This is a genomic window from Mucilaginibacter achroorhodeus (assembly GCF_007846095.1).
GTDB classification, from domain to species: Bacteria; Bacteroidota; Bacteroidia; order Sphingobacteriales; family Sphingobacteriaceae; genus Mucilaginibacter; species Mucilaginibacter achroorhodeus.
This window is the reverse complement of the sequence record NZ_VOEI01000006.1, coordinates 248251-265270: the sequence shown is the minus strand read 5'-3', so window position 1 is coordinate 265270 and position 17020 is coordinate 248251. Positions and strand designations below refer to the sequence as shown.

The 17020-nt window shown below is 40.6% G+C and carries 11 protein-coding genes and 3 tRNA genes; 6 read left to right on the top strand and 8 right to left on the bottom strand.

The window, feature by feature from the left end; translation table 11 throughout:
• The first annotated feature begins 11 nt into the window (after positions 1 to 11).
• The 3 genes from FPZ42_RS16250 to FPZ42_RS16240 are packed head-to-tail and all read left to right on the top strand — an operon-like array spanning position 12 to position 1208.
• Positions 12 to 581, top strand: coding sequence for an N-acetylmuramidase family protein (locus FPZ42_RS16250; RefSeq protein WP_146272902.1), 570 nt, complete (start codon positions 12 to 14; stop codon positions 579 to 581).
• Positions 574 to 816 carry a hypothetical protein gene (locus FPZ42_RS16245; protein ID WP_146272901.1) on the top strand — a complete coding sequence of 81 codons (243 nt, stop codon included), beginning with the start codon at positions 574 to 576 and terminating at the stop codon, positions 814 to 816. Before FPZ42_RS16250 ends, FPZ42_RS16245 begins: the two co-directional genes overlap by 8 nt.
• Before the next feature lie 2 nt (positions 817 to 818).
• Complete coding sequence (locus FPZ42_RS16240; RefSeq protein ID WP_146272900.1) at positions 819 to 1208, top strand: hypothetical protein; 390 nt, start codon at positions 819 to 821, stop codon at positions 1206 to 1208.
• 6 nt (positions 1209 to 1214) lie between these two features.
• Here the strand turns inward: FPZ42_RS16240 and FPZ42_RS16235 are convergent.
• Together FPZ42_RS16235 and FPZ42_RS16230 are read right to left on the bottom strand one after the other, a co-directional pair.
• Positions 1215 to 1298 (bottom strand) — tRNA-Leu (locus FPZ42_RS16235).
• Positions 1299 to 1360: 62 nt separating this feature from the next.
• Positions 1361 to 1444 (bottom strand) — tRNA-Leu (locus FPZ42_RS16230).
• Between the two features lie 96 nt (positions 1445 to 1540).
• On the opposite strand from FPZ42_RS16230, the gene FPZ42_RS16225 reads away from it, so the two are divergent.
• Positions 1541 to 2554, top strand: coding sequence for a WD40/YVTN/BNR-like repeat-containing protein (locus FPZ42_RS16225; protein WP_261382327.1), 1014 nt, complete (start codon positions 1541 to 1543; stop codon positions 2552 to 2554).
• Between the two features lie 132 nt (positions 2555 to 2686).
• A tRNA-Lys gene (locus tag FPZ42_RS16220) sits at positions 2687 to 2759 on the top strand.
• A 335-nt stretch (positions 2760 to 3094) separates the two neighbouring features.
• Here the strand turns inward: FPZ42_RS16220 and FPZ42_RS16215 are convergent.
• The 6 genes from FPZ42_RS16215 to FPZ42_RS16190 all read right to left on the bottom strand — a co-directional run bounded on the left by FPZ42_RS16215 (position 3095) and on the right by FPZ42_RS16190 (position 14139).
• On the bottom strand, positions 3095 to 5236 hold the full coding sequence (locus FPZ42_RS16215) for a glycoside hydrolase family 2 protein (protein ID WP_186458797.1): 2142 nt from the start codon (positions 5234 to 5236) through the stop codon (positions 3095 to 3097).
• Positions 5237 to 5381: 145 nt separating this feature from the next.
• Positions 5382 to 7034, bottom strand: a complete 1653-nt coding sequence (locus tag FPZ42_RS16210; RefSeq protein WP_146272898.1) for an RICIN domain-containing protein — start codon at positions 7032 to 7034, stop codon at positions 5382 to 5384.
• Between the two features lie 258 nt (positions 7035 to 7292).
• Entirely contained in the window at positions 7293 to 8447 is a 1155-nt protein-coding gene (locus FPZ42_RS16205) for a hypothetical protein (protein ID WP_146272897.1), read from the bottom strand.
• Positions 8447 to 9865, bottom strand: coding sequence for an MBOAT family O-acyltransferase (locus FPZ42_RS16200; RefSeq protein WP_146272896.1), 1419 nt, complete (start codon positions 9863 to 9865; stop codon positions 8447 to 8449). Before FPZ42_RS16200 ends, FPZ42_RS16205 begins: the two co-directional genes overlap by 1 nt.
• A gap of 159 nt (positions 9866 to 10024) precedes the next feature.
• Complete coding sequence (locus FPZ42_RS16195; RefSeq protein WP_146272895.1) at positions 10025 to 11662, bottom strand: RICIN domain-containing protein; 1638 nt, start codon at positions 11660 to 11662, stop codon at positions 10025 to 10027.
• A 317-nt stretch (positions 11663 to 11979) separates the two neighbouring features.
• On the bottom strand, positions 11980 to 14139 hold the full coding sequence (locus tag FPZ42_RS16190) for a glycoside hydrolase family 31 protein (RefSeq protein ID WP_146272894.1): 2160 nt from the start codon (positions 14137 to 14139) through the stop codon (positions 11980 to 11982).
• A gap of 238 nt (positions 14140 to 14377) precedes the next feature.
• On the opposite strand from FPZ42_RS16190, the gene FPZ42_RS16185 reads away from it, so the two are divergent.
• Positions 14378 to 16999, top strand: coding sequence for a glycoside hydrolase family 2 protein (locus tag FPZ42_RS16185; protein WP_146272893.1), 2622 nt, complete (start codon positions 14378 to 14380; stop codon positions 16997 to 16999).
• Positions 17000 to 17020 lie beyond the last annotated feature (21 nt).

Below are 17020 nucleotides of genomic sequence, written 5' to 3'. Positions count from 1 at the left end.
AAATTAATTACATGAAAAAGTTAAGCGACCAACAATTGCGCGAACTTGCTTTGGCCTTTGGTTACGATTACTCAGTATTAAAAGCACTCATTATTGTAGAGAGTAACCAAAAAGGCTTTTCTGATACAACAGGCCGCATAATTATTCAATTTGAACCATCTTGGTTCAAAAGACTAAGATCTAACCGGAAAACCAATAATGGCAATTCAATATGGCAAGCTAATAGTGTAGGTGATCAAACAGCCGAATGGACAGCGTTCAACAATGCATTTGCATTAGACCCTGAGGCAGCCATGAAAAGCACATCTATAGGAATGATGCAGATAATGGGATTTCATTACTCAGAAATTGGATTTGATAGCGTTGGCAAAATGTGGGATTTTGCAAAGGAGAGCGAATACAACCAGGTGATAATTACCCTGAAATGGATAAACGCTGTGCCACAGCTCAAAGCCGCATTAAAAACTAAAAACTGGCAAAAGGTTGCTTATCACTATAATGGTTCGGCCTACAAAAAATTCGGCTATGATACCAAGCTGGCTAACGCCTACAAATATTTAATAGATCAAAATAATGGATAACAGAACAATCGTGAAATTCGGGGAGATAAATTCGCCTAAACCACAGTGGGCTACCTGGATGTTCAGGTCGGTCGCAATTCTAACAACTGTAATTGCCTTTTGGGTAGGCAGTACTCAATTGTTGGCTGATGAAGCTAAGGTTGAAATAGTGTTGGCCCTCAAATCCGTAGATATGCTGGTTTTGGGTTTTAGTAATTTATTTGGTGTAACCCTTCCCGAGAAAACTCAATCTTAATTATGCTTAAAAAAATTTGGCGCTGGCTCACCCAAGCACGAATCAATATTAAAAGTTCTCTGTCCTTCGGTAAGGATTTTGCAAACGACGTTAAATCTATAGTGGATAGCCCGCTTTTTGACGTGGTCACGGCTTTAACGCCATCAGGATTGGATGATGTTGCACTTGCTGCGTTCAGAAAATTTATTGAGGATCTTATAAATCAATTAAACTGGGCAGATAAAAACCTAACAAATAGTGATGAAGTTGAAAAAACAATAATACTTCATTCTTTGTCCGCTGCGGCGGCTTTTTGGAAAGGAAAATTTGAAGAAACGGATTTATCATTGCAAACCACGTTGAGCACTGCACAATTAATTTATGATGGCAGTAAAGTGGATCTGAAAGTTTGAAGAATGTGCCCGGAACGAGATTCGAACTCGTACATCCTTACGAATGCCACCCCCTCAAGATGGTGCGTCTACCAATTTCGCCACCCGGGCTCAAATTATTATTAAGTTGTATCCCCCTCTGTGAGGCAACCTCTGATTATCACAACTTTTAGTGCCCGGAGAGAGACTCGAACTCTCAAGAGACAATTCTCAACGGCTTCTGAGACCGCAACGTTTACCAATTTCGCCATCCGGGCATAAAGAGGGTACAAATATAATTTTTTTAGCACTACTGCATAATCAAAAGTGAAATAAGTGTTCTAAATTTAGCTGCTTAATAAAATACCTACAGTATGCATAAATTTATAATAACGATTATCTGTGCATTTTTCATTTCAGTTTTTTCTTCACAAGCACAAACGATAATAAATCTTCAGAGCGGCAAAAAAACAAGCATAAGAGGATTATCGGTTGTTAACGATAAGGTCGCCTGGATAAGCGGCAGCGGCGGAACTGTGGGTATAACTAACGACGGCGGTAGTAACTGGAGCTGGCTGCAAGTAAAAGGCTATGAAAAATCTGATTTTAGAGATATCGAGGCCTTTTCAGATAAAGAAGCTGTGATCGTTAGCTCAGGCACTCCGGCTTACATACTTAAAACTGCAGATGGTGGCCTAACGTGGACAAAACATTTTGAACAAAGAGATACCTCGTATTTCTTGGATGCAATGGATTTTAAAGATCCTAAACATGGCTTTGTTTTGGGCGACCCTATCAATGGTAAATTTCTGCTACTGAAAACGGACGACGGTGGTAACAATTGGGTTCCCGCACATTATTCCCCGGGTGCCTATAAAAACGAAGCAGCATTTGCTGCCAGCGGCACGTGTATCCGCGTATATAAAAGCGGTATCATGATAGTAAGCGGTGGCTCTAAAAGCAGGCTGATCAGTTCAACCGATAACGGTAAAAATTGGCATTATCTCGATTTACCGCTTACCGATGGAACATCGAGTCGTGGAGCGTTTTCGGTTGCCAAAAATGGCAACGAAATTATTATTGTTGGAGGTAACTATGCCAAAGATAAGTTGAGAGATTCAGTCGCTGTTATAATAAATGGTTCTGAAAACATAAGTAAAGCATCAATGCCAACACTTGCGCCTGAGGGTTTCCAATCCTCTGTTGAGCATCTAAACGGAAATTTTTATCTGTCTACGGGCACATCAGGTACCAATATTAGCACTGATAGTGGGAACACCTGGAAAAAAATCGACGATAGAAGCTATAACGTTTGCCGCAAGGCAAAAAAAGGAAAATTGGTTTTATTAGCTGGAGATAAAGGAAACATTGGCATATTAAAATTTTAATAGTTTGTTTAATAGGCACTTATTGTAAAGTTTACAATTAATTTTAATTATGCCTTGCAGACAATTACAAATACTTCTATATTTGCACCACTTTAACGGAAACGGATAACACAATCCACTAAGTTAAAGGATGATTCCGTAGCTCAGCCGGTAGAGCATAACACTTTTAATGTTGGGGTCCTGGGTTCGAGTCCCAGCGGGATCACTACCAAAACGAAAAAAAGCCTTAGCAGATTGCTAAGGCTTTTTTATTTCACCAAGTCTGGCTACATCGTATTGTTCGACCGTAAATTTGACCATTTACCAACCACTTCACAACGTTTCGGCAGGTAAAGAAAATCACGGTAGCTCGCTCAAACAATTCATAACCACAGATAATAAAGGATATCTAACGTTTAACTATTCTATTAAAGATTAGATTATAACAGCTAATATGACTGCAGCCACTATGATTTCATAAGAGCTTAGATTGAGAAATAAAAGGTTTTTCATTTTGTATTTCTAAATAAAACTTATTCGCTTAATCCTGGAAATTCATATTTATCGGTTTAACACTAAACCAACATCAATATACTGCCCACTGTTGGTGTTTTTACAGTGTACCGCCATTAAGTTATTTCCTTTTTTATTTAATGCAGATTGAAATGACGGCATCATACTAACATCTTCATAATCACTCGTCCAGCCATTGAGCTTAGCCACCAGCTTACCATTGATGTAAATTTCGCAGTCTTCATCATGATGAACGCGTAGTTTAATGTTTTTGAGATTACCCTGCGAAACGTTTCTTAAAGAGAAGTTTCTCCTAAGCCAAATATCAGATGTGTTCCATTCTGTACCAATATGCGCACCTGGGGTGAAGAACGTTCCGAAGCCTCCCTCCCCCTGGCTCCAGACGGATGTATCAGTAGAAGCTGTTGCCCAGTCCGCCTTTGGCATTTTAAATGTATAAGTCCATTTTGCCGGTTCAGTTTCAGCCGTAGAAAGTATGATAACGTCTTTATTTACCACTTTTTGGTACATCGCCTTTTCGTTTGACCGGCGTATTTTGTCAGCATCTGCTTTAAGCACCCTATCATAGGTCATCAGGCCGTTAAGCTCTATTTCTACGTCGGTTATTTCAGTGTAAACGGCTGCACTTAGACCGTTATATGTTCTAAACTTTGCCAACATGCCGGCAAACTTATCGTATAATGCCAAGTAATCGGTCGTATTTTTCATTGTTACATATTGCGTAAGGTCTTTGCTATTCCAAACCTTCTCAAAAGGCTGAAATCCTATTCCCCCAAATTCACCGCAAACATTTGCCTGAGATTTGCTTCTCGGGTACATCGGTGCCGGGTAAGGATGAATATCATATAAATCGCCCACTCCTACGTTATTAGAGCCGCTCCCTTCGTTAACGATACGGCTCTGATCAAGCCCGCGTACCAATGCAACATATTTTTTGGTGTCATGCTGACCTTGATTTTCATTGAATATCACCCAGGTAACGATGCTGGGTGAATTGTAATGATTTTCAACTAAGCGGGTTAATTCATTGGCGAATGCTTCCTTTTCGGGAGGAGGTGTGCCGAAAGTATAGGAATTTGGCGAAGGCATGTCCTGCCACACCAATAATCCAAGCTTGTCTGCCCAGTAGTACCACCGTTGCGGCTCAACTTTGATGTGTTTTCTCACCATGTTGAAACCCAGCTTTTTTATCATCTCCAGATCAGATCGCAGGGCAGCATCCGTTGGTGCAGTGTATATACCATCCGGCCAAAAGCCCTGATCTAATGGGCCATATTGAAATAACGGTTTATTGTTAAGGTAAAGCCGGTAAAATTTCCCATCGTAACCAATGGAGCTCTTTCGCATTCCAAAATAAGTTTTAACCACATCTACGGTTTTACCGGCATCATCACGCAAGGTAATATCCATATCGTAAAGAAATGGATGATCAGGTGACCATAGATGTGGGTTTTTTAACTTGATCTGTGCAGGAGCAGAAGCGTCACCCCTATATGTTTGAATAGTGTGGCCATTTTCTTTTATTTCGGCTGTAAATTGCGTTTGATCACCAAAAGCAGTTTGTAAGGATAGATTCAGTACTGAATGATCAATGTCCGGAGTCATCTTTACACTTTCAATATGAGTTCGCTGCACCGGCTCTAACCAAACCGTTTGCCAAATGCCGGTGGTAGATGTATACATGATGCCTTGGGGATTGAGTGTTTGCTTTCCACGAGGAAATCCGCCGCCATCTGTGGGATCAAATACCTTTACAGTGATAGTTTGATTGCCTTTAGTAAGAAAATCGCTTACATCAAACGAAAAAGCGTCATACCCTCCCTGATGCTTACCTACAGACTTATCGTTTATAAAAACTTCGCACTCATAATCTACCGCACCGAAATGAAGAATTACACGCCGCCCCCGCCACCCAGCCGGGATAACGAAGTTGCGGCGGTACCATAAACGATCATGATGCTCCATTACTCCCGATAGGGCAGCCTCAACAGGAAATGGAACCAAGATCCTTTTACCAAGATCATTTTTAGGATAAGGCTCGTTTTGCCATGTACCAGGCTTGTATTGCCATATCCCATTCAAATTCATCCATTCTGTCCGTTGCAGTTGTGGGCGCGGATACTCGGGTAATACACTGCCGGTGTCAACATCTTTTGCAAATCTTGTCATTAGCGGCGCTTGTTTAAATTGCCAGCTTTGAGCATAAAGAGACGTTGAGAAAATTAAGGATACAAATAGAATAAACGGATATTGACGAATGTTGAACATTAGAAAACGTATTTATAAGCAATTAAAAGAATTTGGCCATCAGTAATCAAATGCCGATCAGATCATACGGTATTCTTACCGCTTTGGCCCGATAATCATTAGGGTCCATTGTTCCGTTAGCGTTAGAACATGGGGTTAAACAACTGCCGTAAAAATTTACGCAGTAAGTGAACACCATCTCATTATTGCTGTTGAATTGCGGATGGATGGCCGCCTGATAAAAGTATGGGGTGTGTCCCTGCTTGTAATCCGGCATTGCGTATACAACTTTGTTTGTTGACCACCCTGATTTTGGATCGGCGCTAAAACATGTATATACATTGCGTTGTGCAAAATCACATCCAAAGCCGTAATCCATACTGGCAATTACATACTTACCGTTAACCTTTGCTACGCCGAAGCCGCCGTTAGGCACCGAAGCTATTTTTGCAGATGCGCCGGTTGTAGGGTTTGATGCCCATGATGATCCATTCCAGAACGTCCAGGAAGAAGGATTACTTTCGGGGAAACGTGCCACATATACATCACCACCATTAGCACCATACACGTATACATAATTAACGCCGCCGTCGGTAACTTTTACCATACCGTGCATGTATCTTATGGTTGTTTGATTGCTTAGCGCCGGAGTATTAAGTCTTGTAACCGTGTAACTTGGTGCGTTACCCTGGTATATATCATAAATACCTTCACTTGTCGGATCAAGGCCATTGCCTTCATCGGCATATACATACACATGGCTTCCAATCTCAATACCACCGCTCGGCCATGTCCAGCTGGTACCCGGCTGTATCGGGAAAAATTGGTTGCCGTATGATGTAGTAATGTTACTGGTTGCAGAAGGCGAAAAATTCCAAACACCATTACTTTGTGCAGGTTGTATCAAATTACTGCACCGGTATGCTATAGGCTGGTCTCCGCCGTAACATGGCGTGCTACCATCAGCGTTTATGTTATTCCAATAAGTATCATTTGTTGGCCACATGACCTTCCCGTTGTTTGCTCCATATGTTAGTGGTATGGAAAATACGCCGTCAAAAGCGGTAGAACCGGTTGTTCTTTTAAAGAAATTAGTTAGTTCATTGTCCCGGTAGCTATCTCTTGCAAACTGATTAAACACCCACCACTGCGAGCTATCATTAACAAAAGTACGTTGCGTTATAGCTGTACCATTTGTGGTAGATCCGTTTTCGTTTGTAAGTGCCAAGCCGTTAGATCTGTTAATGATTTTATACGCCCCAAACCCCACAACAACCAGTTGCCACTGTTGATTAGTGCCGCCATGCCAATCGTATTGTGTAAGCACCGTACCTTGCGAACTGTTAGGAGCATCAAGTACCTTTCCGCTGTAAAGGTTTACTATTTTGTAATAACCTGTACCTAAATCTACCACGTTCCATTTTTGCCAGCGCTCCGGCGTTGTGGTTGAAGCAGACCATTGCTGTATTGCCCGTTGATTTTCTTGCTTTTGCCCGAGTGTTGTAAAACCGCCGACTTCGACAGCAAAACCGCTACCTACGTTAACCATGGTATAAGTACCATAAGCGCCGGATATTGCAGCCGTTTTAATGGGGGTTGCGGGTTGTTTAACATCCGTCCCCGCGTTTTTTTGCAGGTCTTTTGTTTGCTCGGTCTTGTTACAACCTAAAGCAATTAGCACTACTGCTGATAAAGCAATAACAGTAAATTTTAATTTCATAATGTGATGTTTTGGTTAGTAATTATCTTGACGCAGGATTGAATAGGTCATCCTTTCGTTTGGTTTTCAGAACTAAGATCACACAGAATACCTAAGCAGCGATTGCAGCCTTAGTCTCATAAAAATTTTCGTAACAATAATTGGTTATGCGGTAAATCGCTTAACAATAATAAGCTAAATCGATTTAACAAACAAATATTTTCGGGATATTATTTAAAATTAATTTTAAAATTTAGACGAATGAGTAAGTCCGTTACGTCAATAACTAAAAACGGACGTATCTCGCATAAAGGAAAGCGGTATAGTAGTTTTTGAAAGGATCAGTTTTTTTAAGTATCCGGTATCAACCTTACTGAGTAATCCCTTTTGCTTGCTTTTAGCTATATGCTCATACAGTAAGCGACCGGTGAAGACTTCTCCGGGGTGTATACCATCTAACATATAAATATCTGAAAGACCGATACCTTTTGGAGTAGTAAAGTTGATTACATCAATACCGTCATCGGCCAAACTGCTTTGTATGCCTAAATAATCGTTAAAGAAAGCATTGAATTTTTTGTTGGTGGCAAAGTAAGAGTAGAAATCGTCTGAGATTGGCGGTATAAATACGGTTACTTCAGTGCCGTTTTGCTTTAAAAGCTTAAGATCAATCAGCAGCCTTTTTAACAGCGCCTGGTCTATTTCATAAGGTTCGGTAAAGATGTAATCTTTATCGTCAAGCAACTTCTTATAATTACCCGGATCTCTGAATACCGGGTCTTTAATAAACTTTTCTATATCTCCGGCATAATGCATACTTCCGTCTCTTCTAAACCCTGTTCCCCTTTCGCCAAGATAACCAAAGCCAAGATGCCGGTTTGGCAACCCGTCGACTGTTTTTTTGCTTAACTGTGCTTTGATGAATAATTGCGATGCCATTGCATGGTACTTTGGATAAGATACTTCATCGCAATGCGGGTTCAAAATTTCGTTATCCGGGTTAATATATAAGGTCTTTTTAATTAAAGAGACATCCAGGCCCAGGATGATCAGCTTTGGTTTATGTAATTTTCCGGTTTTGATGTAGTGTAATAAGCTTTCTAAATCATTCATATTATTGATGGAAAATCCCATATTATAAAATGAAGATTCGAACGGATGAAACATGACATCCCTAAATTGAAGCACTGTTGATTGACCAATAATTAATATATCAGCATTTTTCTTTTGAGCCATCTTCAGCTTATAAAGCGACGGCGAATTATTGAAGAAAGACCGAAAATAATAGGTTTCTCGTTTACTTTTAAGCTGTCCTTGTACCACCTTGTCGACCCCAACGGTTTCCTTATCCACAAAAAAATAATATTCACAAATAAGTGTGTAGCATATAAGTGGGCTTAGATACAGCAAAAATGTAAATGCAAATCTTTTCATTAAAAGTGGAAATAGATGAAAGTTTGATCCACAAATATTCCGAACAACAGTATAAGAAAGGCAACCAGATAATATAGGCCTATACGTATAGGTTTGCCAAAACTCGTCACATTAAATTGGAAGTCATTTTGCCGTTGAAACCACTCCCATGCTAAAAAAATAATTAGCAATGGAGTTAACTTTAACAAAAAAAGCGGCGGTTCTCCGATGTTAAGGCCAAACAACCTTCTGATATAATTGATGGCCGATGTAACGTCTGGCGATCTAAAAAAAACGGTTGTTACCGAACCCAAAAGGAACAATAAAAAAATAGAAACACCTGATAAGGCGGGTTGCTGCCTTATATATAGAAGTTTTCTTCTCAAACCTGTATTACGTTTAGATATAATATGAGGAATAAAGTACAAACCATTTAGCAGCCCAAATACTATGAAAGTCCAGTTTGGCCCATGCCAAAACCCAATTAGCATTAGCAGCACCAAGGTGCAAAATATACGCCATAGGGTGCTGCTCCTATTTTTGTACAACATAGGCATGTATACATAGTCGCGAAACCAGGCTGTTAGCGTCATGTTCCACCGGGACCATGCCTCGCGGGGTGTTTTGGAAAAAAACGGCGTACGGAAGTTGGTACTCAATTTTATCCCTAAGAGTTTACCTGTTCCTATAGCGATATCTGAGTATCCCGAAAAATCGCAGTATATCTGGATGTAAAAAAAGATACCGCCTAAAAGCAGTTCAGCGGAGGACAACGACCTATAATTTAAAAAAATGTAATTAACGTTAACGGCAAGTTTATCTGCAATAACCATTTTCTTAAAAAGCCCATATAATATCTGGCGCATTCCATCTGCGGCCAATTCATAATCAAATATCCGTTTGCGTTCAAACTGCGGAATCAGATCATTACCCCGCTCAATTGGCCCGGCAAACATCTGGGGAAAAAAACTGGTAAAATTTAAAAAAACGATGACATTTTTGGTAGGTTTTAACTTACCGTGATATATATCAATGTTATAACCCATAGTTTGAAACGTAAAAAAACTTAATCCTATAGGCTGTATAATATTGAGTAAAAGCAGATCGGGTTTAAGGTGGAAATAGCCGAGTAACTCTACCGAATTTTGTATAAAGAAATTGTAGTACTTAAATATAAATAACAGCCCTAAGTTCATTACAATACTCAGGCTCAGAAAAAGCTTACGGTACTTTTTATTCTCATAGATTCTTAAGCCCAATAAAAAGTCTGCATAAGAACAAAAGAATATGAGTAAAAGAAATTTAACGCTGAACCAACCATAGAAAAAGTAGTTAGCTGCCAGCAAAAAAAAATTTTGCTGGCTGTAACTCCTCAGTTTCCAATACAATATGAAAACCACCGGCAAGAAAAATAAATACTCAAAGGAGTTAAAGCTCACCGGTTAATCTTTAAGTTTTAAATAGTTTATGTTCAGCATGATTAGACAAATACAGCTTTTTAAATAAAACGTTTTAGCTATAAAAGTTGAGTGTTTGCAATTGCTGATTGATAATATTACTGCCGTAATTAGTATGACATTAATTGTTTAGGAAGATCTTCATAATCCTATCAAAGAGTATGGCACGCGAACACCCTTTACCTGGTAAAAGTTTGGATCCATGTAACCGTTGTTTGTGCACACATTTGTGCTGCACGGACTTCCGGATCCGTTATAGTTAAGGCAATACGTTAACAACAACTCACCAAGGCCGTTGTTAAATTGAGGATGTATTGCCGGCGTGTAATATTTGGCAACATACCCATTGATCCTATCCTCAATTGTGAACACCTTTTTAGGCGCTGTAAAAGGACCAAATGGCGTATTTGATGTTGATATATAGATGTTGTGCTGGCTTGGGTTACAGAAGTAGCCTATGTCCATTTGCATCATCACATATTTGCCATTCACGTAAGAAATTGCGGTGTTCGCCATTACGTAATCAGTTGTAGCCGTCGTAATTTTTGCTTCTGTAGCTGTGGTTGGTGTAGATTGCCAGCTTTTACCATTCCAGAAGGTCCAGGTCTGCGGGTCAGTTTCGGCAAAACGCGCCACAAAAAGGTATTTTACAACAAATACGCCAATACTGCCGTAGGTATATACATAACCATCGCCAGGCCTCATCATTCCTTCGGTGTAAGTGATAGGCCCATTCATACCTGCCGGTGTAGTACGAACTGGATTTGGCCAGTTGTTACCAGCTGTTTCGGTAAAATCGTACAATGCCGTTGTAGATGAACCACCAACTGTAGCTTCAAAACAATACATATAAACATGCCCGTTCAACTCTACGCCAACGCCAGGCCAACTGTAAGAAGAATTATGCTCGCCCGGGCTTGGTACAACTTCATATTTATAGGGTGATGCTGTTGTTATCAAATTGTTGGTTAGCTTATTGTCCCAGCTATGGTTTGCGGGTTGCAACAGCATAGAGTTATGGATATCGAAGATCTGATTACAATTGAAAAGGCCTACCTGATTTAACAGCCTGTCGCTGTAAGTATCTTCTGCAACCCACAATGTACGGCCATCTGCAAGAGGTATACTATTACCCTGGTCAAAAGCTACCGACCCCGAAGTGCGATGAAAAAAGTTGACCACAGCATCATCACGATAAGCCATATCGGGAATTTTGATAACTGACCACATTTGGGAGGCTTTTTCGGCATACATTTCCAAAGAGATCAAACCGGTTGTCTGATCAACAGTGGGCGATAAACCACAAGCTTTATTGATCGCCCTGTAACTGTTTTCCCCGGTACTTGATATCTGCCATATCTGGTCATCATTTGAGTCGTCAGACTGTTGCTGTAGCTGATAACCGTTATCAACCTTAACAGCTTGCAAAAATTTACCGCTACCAAGGTTCATGATCTTAAAATATCCGTCCGTTACGTTAATTACCCTCCATTGCTGGTGTGCAGCTTCATTATAGGCGCTAAGATCAACATTGCCTCCATTAGCTAACGACAGGTCGGCTATCTCCGCTGTTTGGCCAGATGTAACACTCATGATCTCATACGTACCAAATGTAACGTTTGGACCAACGCTTAATACTCTGCCCTTGGGGCCGGCTTCTTTATTTAAGCTGTATTTAGCAACGGTGGAAGAAGATACGGCCACCGCACTGGTATTTTTCTTACAACCCTGATTTAATAGTAAAGCAAAGCTTACCACGCATAGTAAAAAGTTCCTCATAATATAGTTTTGATGATTGAAATCTATCTAAATCAAAAATATGAAAGCGCATAAGCGCTTCAGCCGGTTAACTTCTTACTTGTTTGTTCACCGGTAATAATTGGCATATCAATATTAAGCTAAATCGATTTAACAAACAAATATATTTTTATATTTATTATAATAACCTTTCTCGGCCTTTACACAAGCTAAATCGATAAACTAAATAAGAAAGCAGATGTAGGAATTATGCAGGTAGCATAATTGGTTTATCTGCACCTGTAGAGTACGCCAATCTGATCGGCTGTAAATTTTGTTAAGAAATTACTAACGGAAAGCTATTTCACTTTCACCCATTTTGCAACGGTATATCTGTTGGTTTGATAATTTCCCTTACGGTTTACCAGGCCTTTTCCATTTTGATATGATAATGTGATATTGTTGTATTGGCCCTGATTATAATTAAAGGTAATGCCATCATCTTCAAAAAGGCTTGTTGAGGCTTTATCCCCATAAACATAACAGGTTAACTCAAACCGGCTTTGTGGCGACACATACTCAAGCGGCCTGGCCAGCGGCAAAATGGTTCCTTCTTTAATAAAAATGGGTAGCTCCGTCAGTCCTGTACTTACAGTATAGGTTTTGCCTCCTTCCATCTTTTTACCTGTGTTAAAATCATACCAGTTACCTTTTGGCAGGTATACTTTGCGCTCGTCAGACTTTTCTGTTAGCGGTGCCGCAAGTATTCCGCTGCCTATCATATACTCATCTGATATATTGTATACTTTCTCGTCGGTGGGGTAATCCATAACCAGCGCTCTAAAAGGTGGTATGCCTTTGTAATGATATTCGGCGAAGGCATTATAAAGGTAAGGCAGCAAACTCATCCGGAAATCGAGCAGTTGGCGAACGTCAGCCTCAACCTTGTTGGCATCCGCCATAAGTTCATTGCGATTATTTTTTTCTTTGTTGATCTGCAGCCAGGGTGGATTTTGCAGGTACCATGAATTATAAAGCGCCTGTGCCGATAGTACCGCTGTTTGGCTGCGTCGCATCAGATCTTTAACAGTGTTTGATTCCCTTACCTCCGGCGACCAGATCATCCCGGCAAAACCTGAGTTGGTGATCATCCGGATATATTCGTCATGATCATAAGTGTCACTGTAAATAGCAGCCGGGTATGATGAAGCAAACGTACTTGATGCCCTTACATCTAAATATGTTCTGGTATTATTCTGCTTATAAACATTGTATATGGCTTTCTGGTACAACAAACCAAATAGCTGGTGCATTTGCTCTCCATCAATACCAGACGGGAAACGGCTATGCTCCGGGAAACTCCATGTTGCGTTACCGTAACTTAAGTTAGAGTTATCACACTCATCCATTTTAAAGCCGGAGATACCCTGTTTAATAAAAGTATTCTCATGATAATCCGCGAAAAGTTTGCTTGCGGCTTTGTCAGCAAAATCGGGCACCAAACCATTCCATACCAAATAATTACCGGATCTGTTTTTCAATGGTGTATACAAAGGTGATGCAGCATTAACAAATGCATGCTCCCACAAATTAATGTGATAACCCTGCAACTTCATGCTGTCTATCAGGTTCTGTGGATCAGGGAAAAAATCTTTATTCCAAACATAAGAACAGGAATACGCGGTGGTTTGCCAGCGGGGCTCTAAGCCCAGCACATCTACCGGTATATGATGCTGACGAAAATAAGCTGCAGTTTTTTTAACATCAGCCTGCTTAAAATCAGCTTTTACCCGATATTTTACACCTAAACCCCAAATGGCCGGTATTGCCCCGCCACCAGAAAACAAATTATAGCGTTGCATAGCGCTAAGCAGATCAGGTCCCTCAAATACATATATCTCCACACCTTTTGCTCCGGGAATATCTGCGGCGACTTTACCGCCCGAGCCACCTTTATTAGCATAAAGATCTTCAACGGAATTGCCTCCGTTAGTTTGACGGGCAGTTATAACAGCACCGGTGTTTTTTGATGTGCTGCCGCAGTAAAAGGTTGTATACCGCGACGTATTGATAAGTATGCCATAACCCTTATTAGATAAGTATAGCGTTGTTGGTCCGTGCGTATAGCCCAGATCATTTAAAGGGTTATCATTAACTATTGGCTTTTTACGTAAACCACGCTGATTAAACGAGCCTATCTGCAAGCCAAAACCATATAGCTGCTCATCGCCATCTAAAGGCACTTCAACAACAACACCGCGATCATTGATGGTTGCAACTATATTGTTAATATCAAAAGGTAGCTTTCCTGCAGGTAATTGCTGCATAGCGTTCACTTTCGGTTTTTCCTCACAAAAGCTATAGGGGTTAAATTTATCAGGCTGGCCAACATTTATTTTCTTAACCCCGGGCGCTACCTCTGTTACCTGCATTTTTTGGCCAATGGCGGGCTCTTGTAATAAACAAGTTAATAGTAACAATGCAAGTAGCCTTGGGTAAGTAAATATCATGTTGGTCATAATTTAAGTTTGGCGCTAAAATATCGATTTAGCATTCAATAAAACAAGATTATATTTATATAGTTGGACTTTTAAATCAGTGTGATCCCTTTAGGATCACTTAAAGATCAATTTAGTTAACAAAGTGCGATTTCGACATAAACTTAACTTATTGATAATCAAATTGAATTTCTAAAGACTATAAAAATCATTTTGCTAAATCGATTTTATAAGCTAATTTGCTTCAAATTGTTATCCTATGTTTAAATCACTTTACGTTTTCATTTTGTTTTCAATCTGCGCTATTAATGCCTTTGCGCAAAACAGCAGTGCATTAAAATGGAAACTATTTCCGCAAGATGAGCATAATTACACTGGGCAGCAAGTATCATCTATTGGGTTTTCTGCTCCCAACTGGATCGATGGCGTAGTGCCGGGCACTGTTTTTTATGCATACGTAAAGGCCGGAAAAGAAGCAAACCCCGATTTTGCCGACAATATATACAAGGTTGATAAAGCAAAGTACAACAGGCCGTACTGGTACCGCGCAGAATTTAGCGTAAAGCCTGAGGGTAATAGAACCTGGCTAAACTTTAATGGCGTACACAAACGTGCTGAGGTTTATTTTAATGGCAAACACATAGGTACAATACAAGGTATTGTGCAACGCGGCAGGTATGATGTAACCGATCTTTTAAATAGCGGCAAAGCAAACGCAGTTGCGGTATTGATCATCCCGCCCGATGCCAGTTTTGGTTTGGCAAATCGCCAGGCGCCCACTTATCTAAGCAGCGGCAGCTGGGATTGGATGCCTGCAGTGCCGGGCTTAAATAGCGGCATTACCGATACGGTTGCCCTTACTACCACAGGCCCTGTTATAATAGAAGATGCGCAGGTGAAAACCAAACTCATCAATAATAAACTTGCGGATCTTAATGTAAATGCATGGATAAAAAACAGCACCGATAAACCTGTAAGCGGCAAGCTTAATGTAACCATACAACCCGGAAATATCGTACTTAATAGTGCAATGGTTACCATTGCGCCTAACGCAAGCCAAACCGTAAATTTTGATGAAAACGCTTATGACCAACTAAGGATCAAAAACCCGCTTTTATGGTGGCCAAACGGATATGGTAAACAAGATCTTTATACATGCAAGGTTAGTTTTAGCCAGGATAACAAAAGCCTATCTGATATCCACACCCAGCGTTTTGGTATCAGAAAGGTATCGGCAGATACAACCAGTGTTAACGGCCGGTTAAGGGTTTACGTAAATAACGTGCCTATACTGCTTAAGGGCGGCAACTGGGGCATGAGTGATTACATGCTTAAGGTACGTGGAAAGGATTATGAACCGCGCATTCGCATGCACAAAGAGATGAATTTCAATATCATCCGCAACTGGACGGGTGAAGTAACCGATGAGGCTTTTTATCAATATTGCGATAAATACGGCATCATGGTTTGGGACGATTTCTGGCTCAACAACTTTGGCCCTATCGATAGCATTAACAACTTTAAGGTAAACGCTATAGAGAAGGTAAAAAAATACCGTCAACATCCATCAATAATCATATGGTGCGGCGCCAACGAAGGACTGCCTGGCGGCGATACTACGGGTGCATTAAGCATGGCCATTAAAAATGCCATAAGAGATAATGATGAAGGCCAGCGACTGTATATAGCTCGTTCAAATGCGGGTACAACCAACCCAAATTTCTCTATCCACGGCGGTAGCCGCAATTTATCGGGCAGTGGTAACTGGAGCAATTCCGACCCAAAGGTGTATTTTACTGATCCGCATAACGGCTATCTCTTTTCCAAAGATTCATGGGGCATGCGAAGCGAACTGGGTACAGCGACCTTTGTGAATATTGAAAGCTTTAAAAAGTTTATGCCCAAAGATTACTGGGTACCCCCTACACCGCAAACTGTTGATAGTAAGGATAACATGTGGGCCAAGCACTACTTTAGCACAAATGGAGATCTGGGCGGGGGCGCTGCCCCGGCAAAATATGTTGCAGATGTCAATCGAAGTTACGGGCAGGCCACATCAATTGAGGACTTTTGTAAAAAATCCCAGATGCTTAACCTGGAAACAATGAAAGCCATGTTTGAAGGCTGGAATGACCATATGTGGAACGACGCAACAGGTATGCTGATATGGATGAGTCAATCGGCCTATCCATCTATGATATGGCAAACTTATGATTATTACTACGACCTTACAGGAGCTTACTTTGGCGCTAAAGTGGCTTGCGAACCGGTACACATCCAATGGAATGCTGCAACAAATTCTGTTAAGGTGATCAACAATAGAGCCTACGCCATAAACAAACTTACGGCCAACGCAGAAGTATACGGCCTGGATGGAAAACTCATTCCGGGGTATTCAACCACAAAAATGGTTAATGTGCCTATGTCATCAGCAACCGAATCGTTTAATGCTTTTACAGGCAAGGACCCTACTGCCTTACCCGAGATCTATTTCATGAAGCTGAAACTTACAGACAATGCCGGGAAATTGGTATCAGAGAACTTTTATTGGATAGGTAAAAAACACCTTGATTATCGTGCATTTGACAAGATGGCTAAAGTTGGATCTTTGCTTGGTATTAGCAAAGGCTTGGTAAGCAGCGCAGAAGATAAGAACAATAAGTTGATCACTTTTACGGTTACAAATAACTCTAAAAACAGCGCTGCGTACGGTATAAGAGCCCAGTTGTTAAATACCAAAGGCCAACAGATATTACCTGCCTTGATAAGCGACAGCTATTTTAGCTTAATGCAGGGAGAAAGCAGAAAAATACAAATAGAAGTCGACGCTAAACAACTGGCTAACGGCTACAAACTTGATGTTAAAGCTTACAATAATTAGGCAGCTTGGGAGTTTTTAATT

Excerpts from the sequence above, each read along its gene's own strand:
- FPZ42_RS16195 (WP_146272895.1), bottom strand. The coding sequence starts at position 11,662 with ATGAGGAACTTTTTACTATGCGTGGTAAGCTTTGCTTTACTATTAAAT.
- FPZ42_RS16205 (WP_146272897.1), bottom strand. The coding sequence starts at position 8,447 with ATGAAAAGATTTGCATTTACATTTTTGCTGTATCTAAGCCCACTTATA.
- FPZ42_RS16250 (WP_146272902.1), top strand. The coding sequence starts at position 12 with ATGAAAAAGTTAAGCGACCAACAATTGCGCGAACTTGCTTTGGCCTTT.
- FPZ42_RS16185 (WP_146272893.1), top strand. The coding sequence starts at position 14,378 with ATGTTTAAATCACTTTACGTTTTCATTTTGTTTTCAATCTGCGCTATT.
- FPZ42_RS16225 (WP_261382327.1), top strand. The coding sequence starts at position 1,541 with ATGCATAAATTTATAATAACGATTATCTGTGCATTTTTCATTTCAGTT.
- FPZ42_RS16215 (WP_186458797.1), bottom strand. The coding sequence starts at position 5,236 with ATGACAAGATTTGCAAAAGATGTTGACACCGGCAGTGTATTACCCGAG.
- FPZ42_RS16240 (WP_146272900.1), top strand. The coding sequence starts at position 819 with ATGCTTAAAAAAATTTGGCGCTGGCTCACCCAAGCACGAATCAATATT.
- FPZ42_RS16190 (WP_146272894.1), bottom strand. The coding sequence starts at position 14,139 with ATGACCAACATGATATTTACTTACCCAAGGCTACTTGCATTGTTACTA.
- FPZ42_RS16245 (WP_146272901.1), top strand. The coding sequence starts at position 574 with ATGGATAACAGAACAATCGTGAAATTCGGGGAGATAAATTCGCCTAAA.
- FPZ42_RS16210 (WP_146272898.1), bottom strand. The coding sequence starts at position 7,034 with ATGAAATTAAAATTTACTGTTATTGCTTTATCAGCAGTAGTGCTAATT.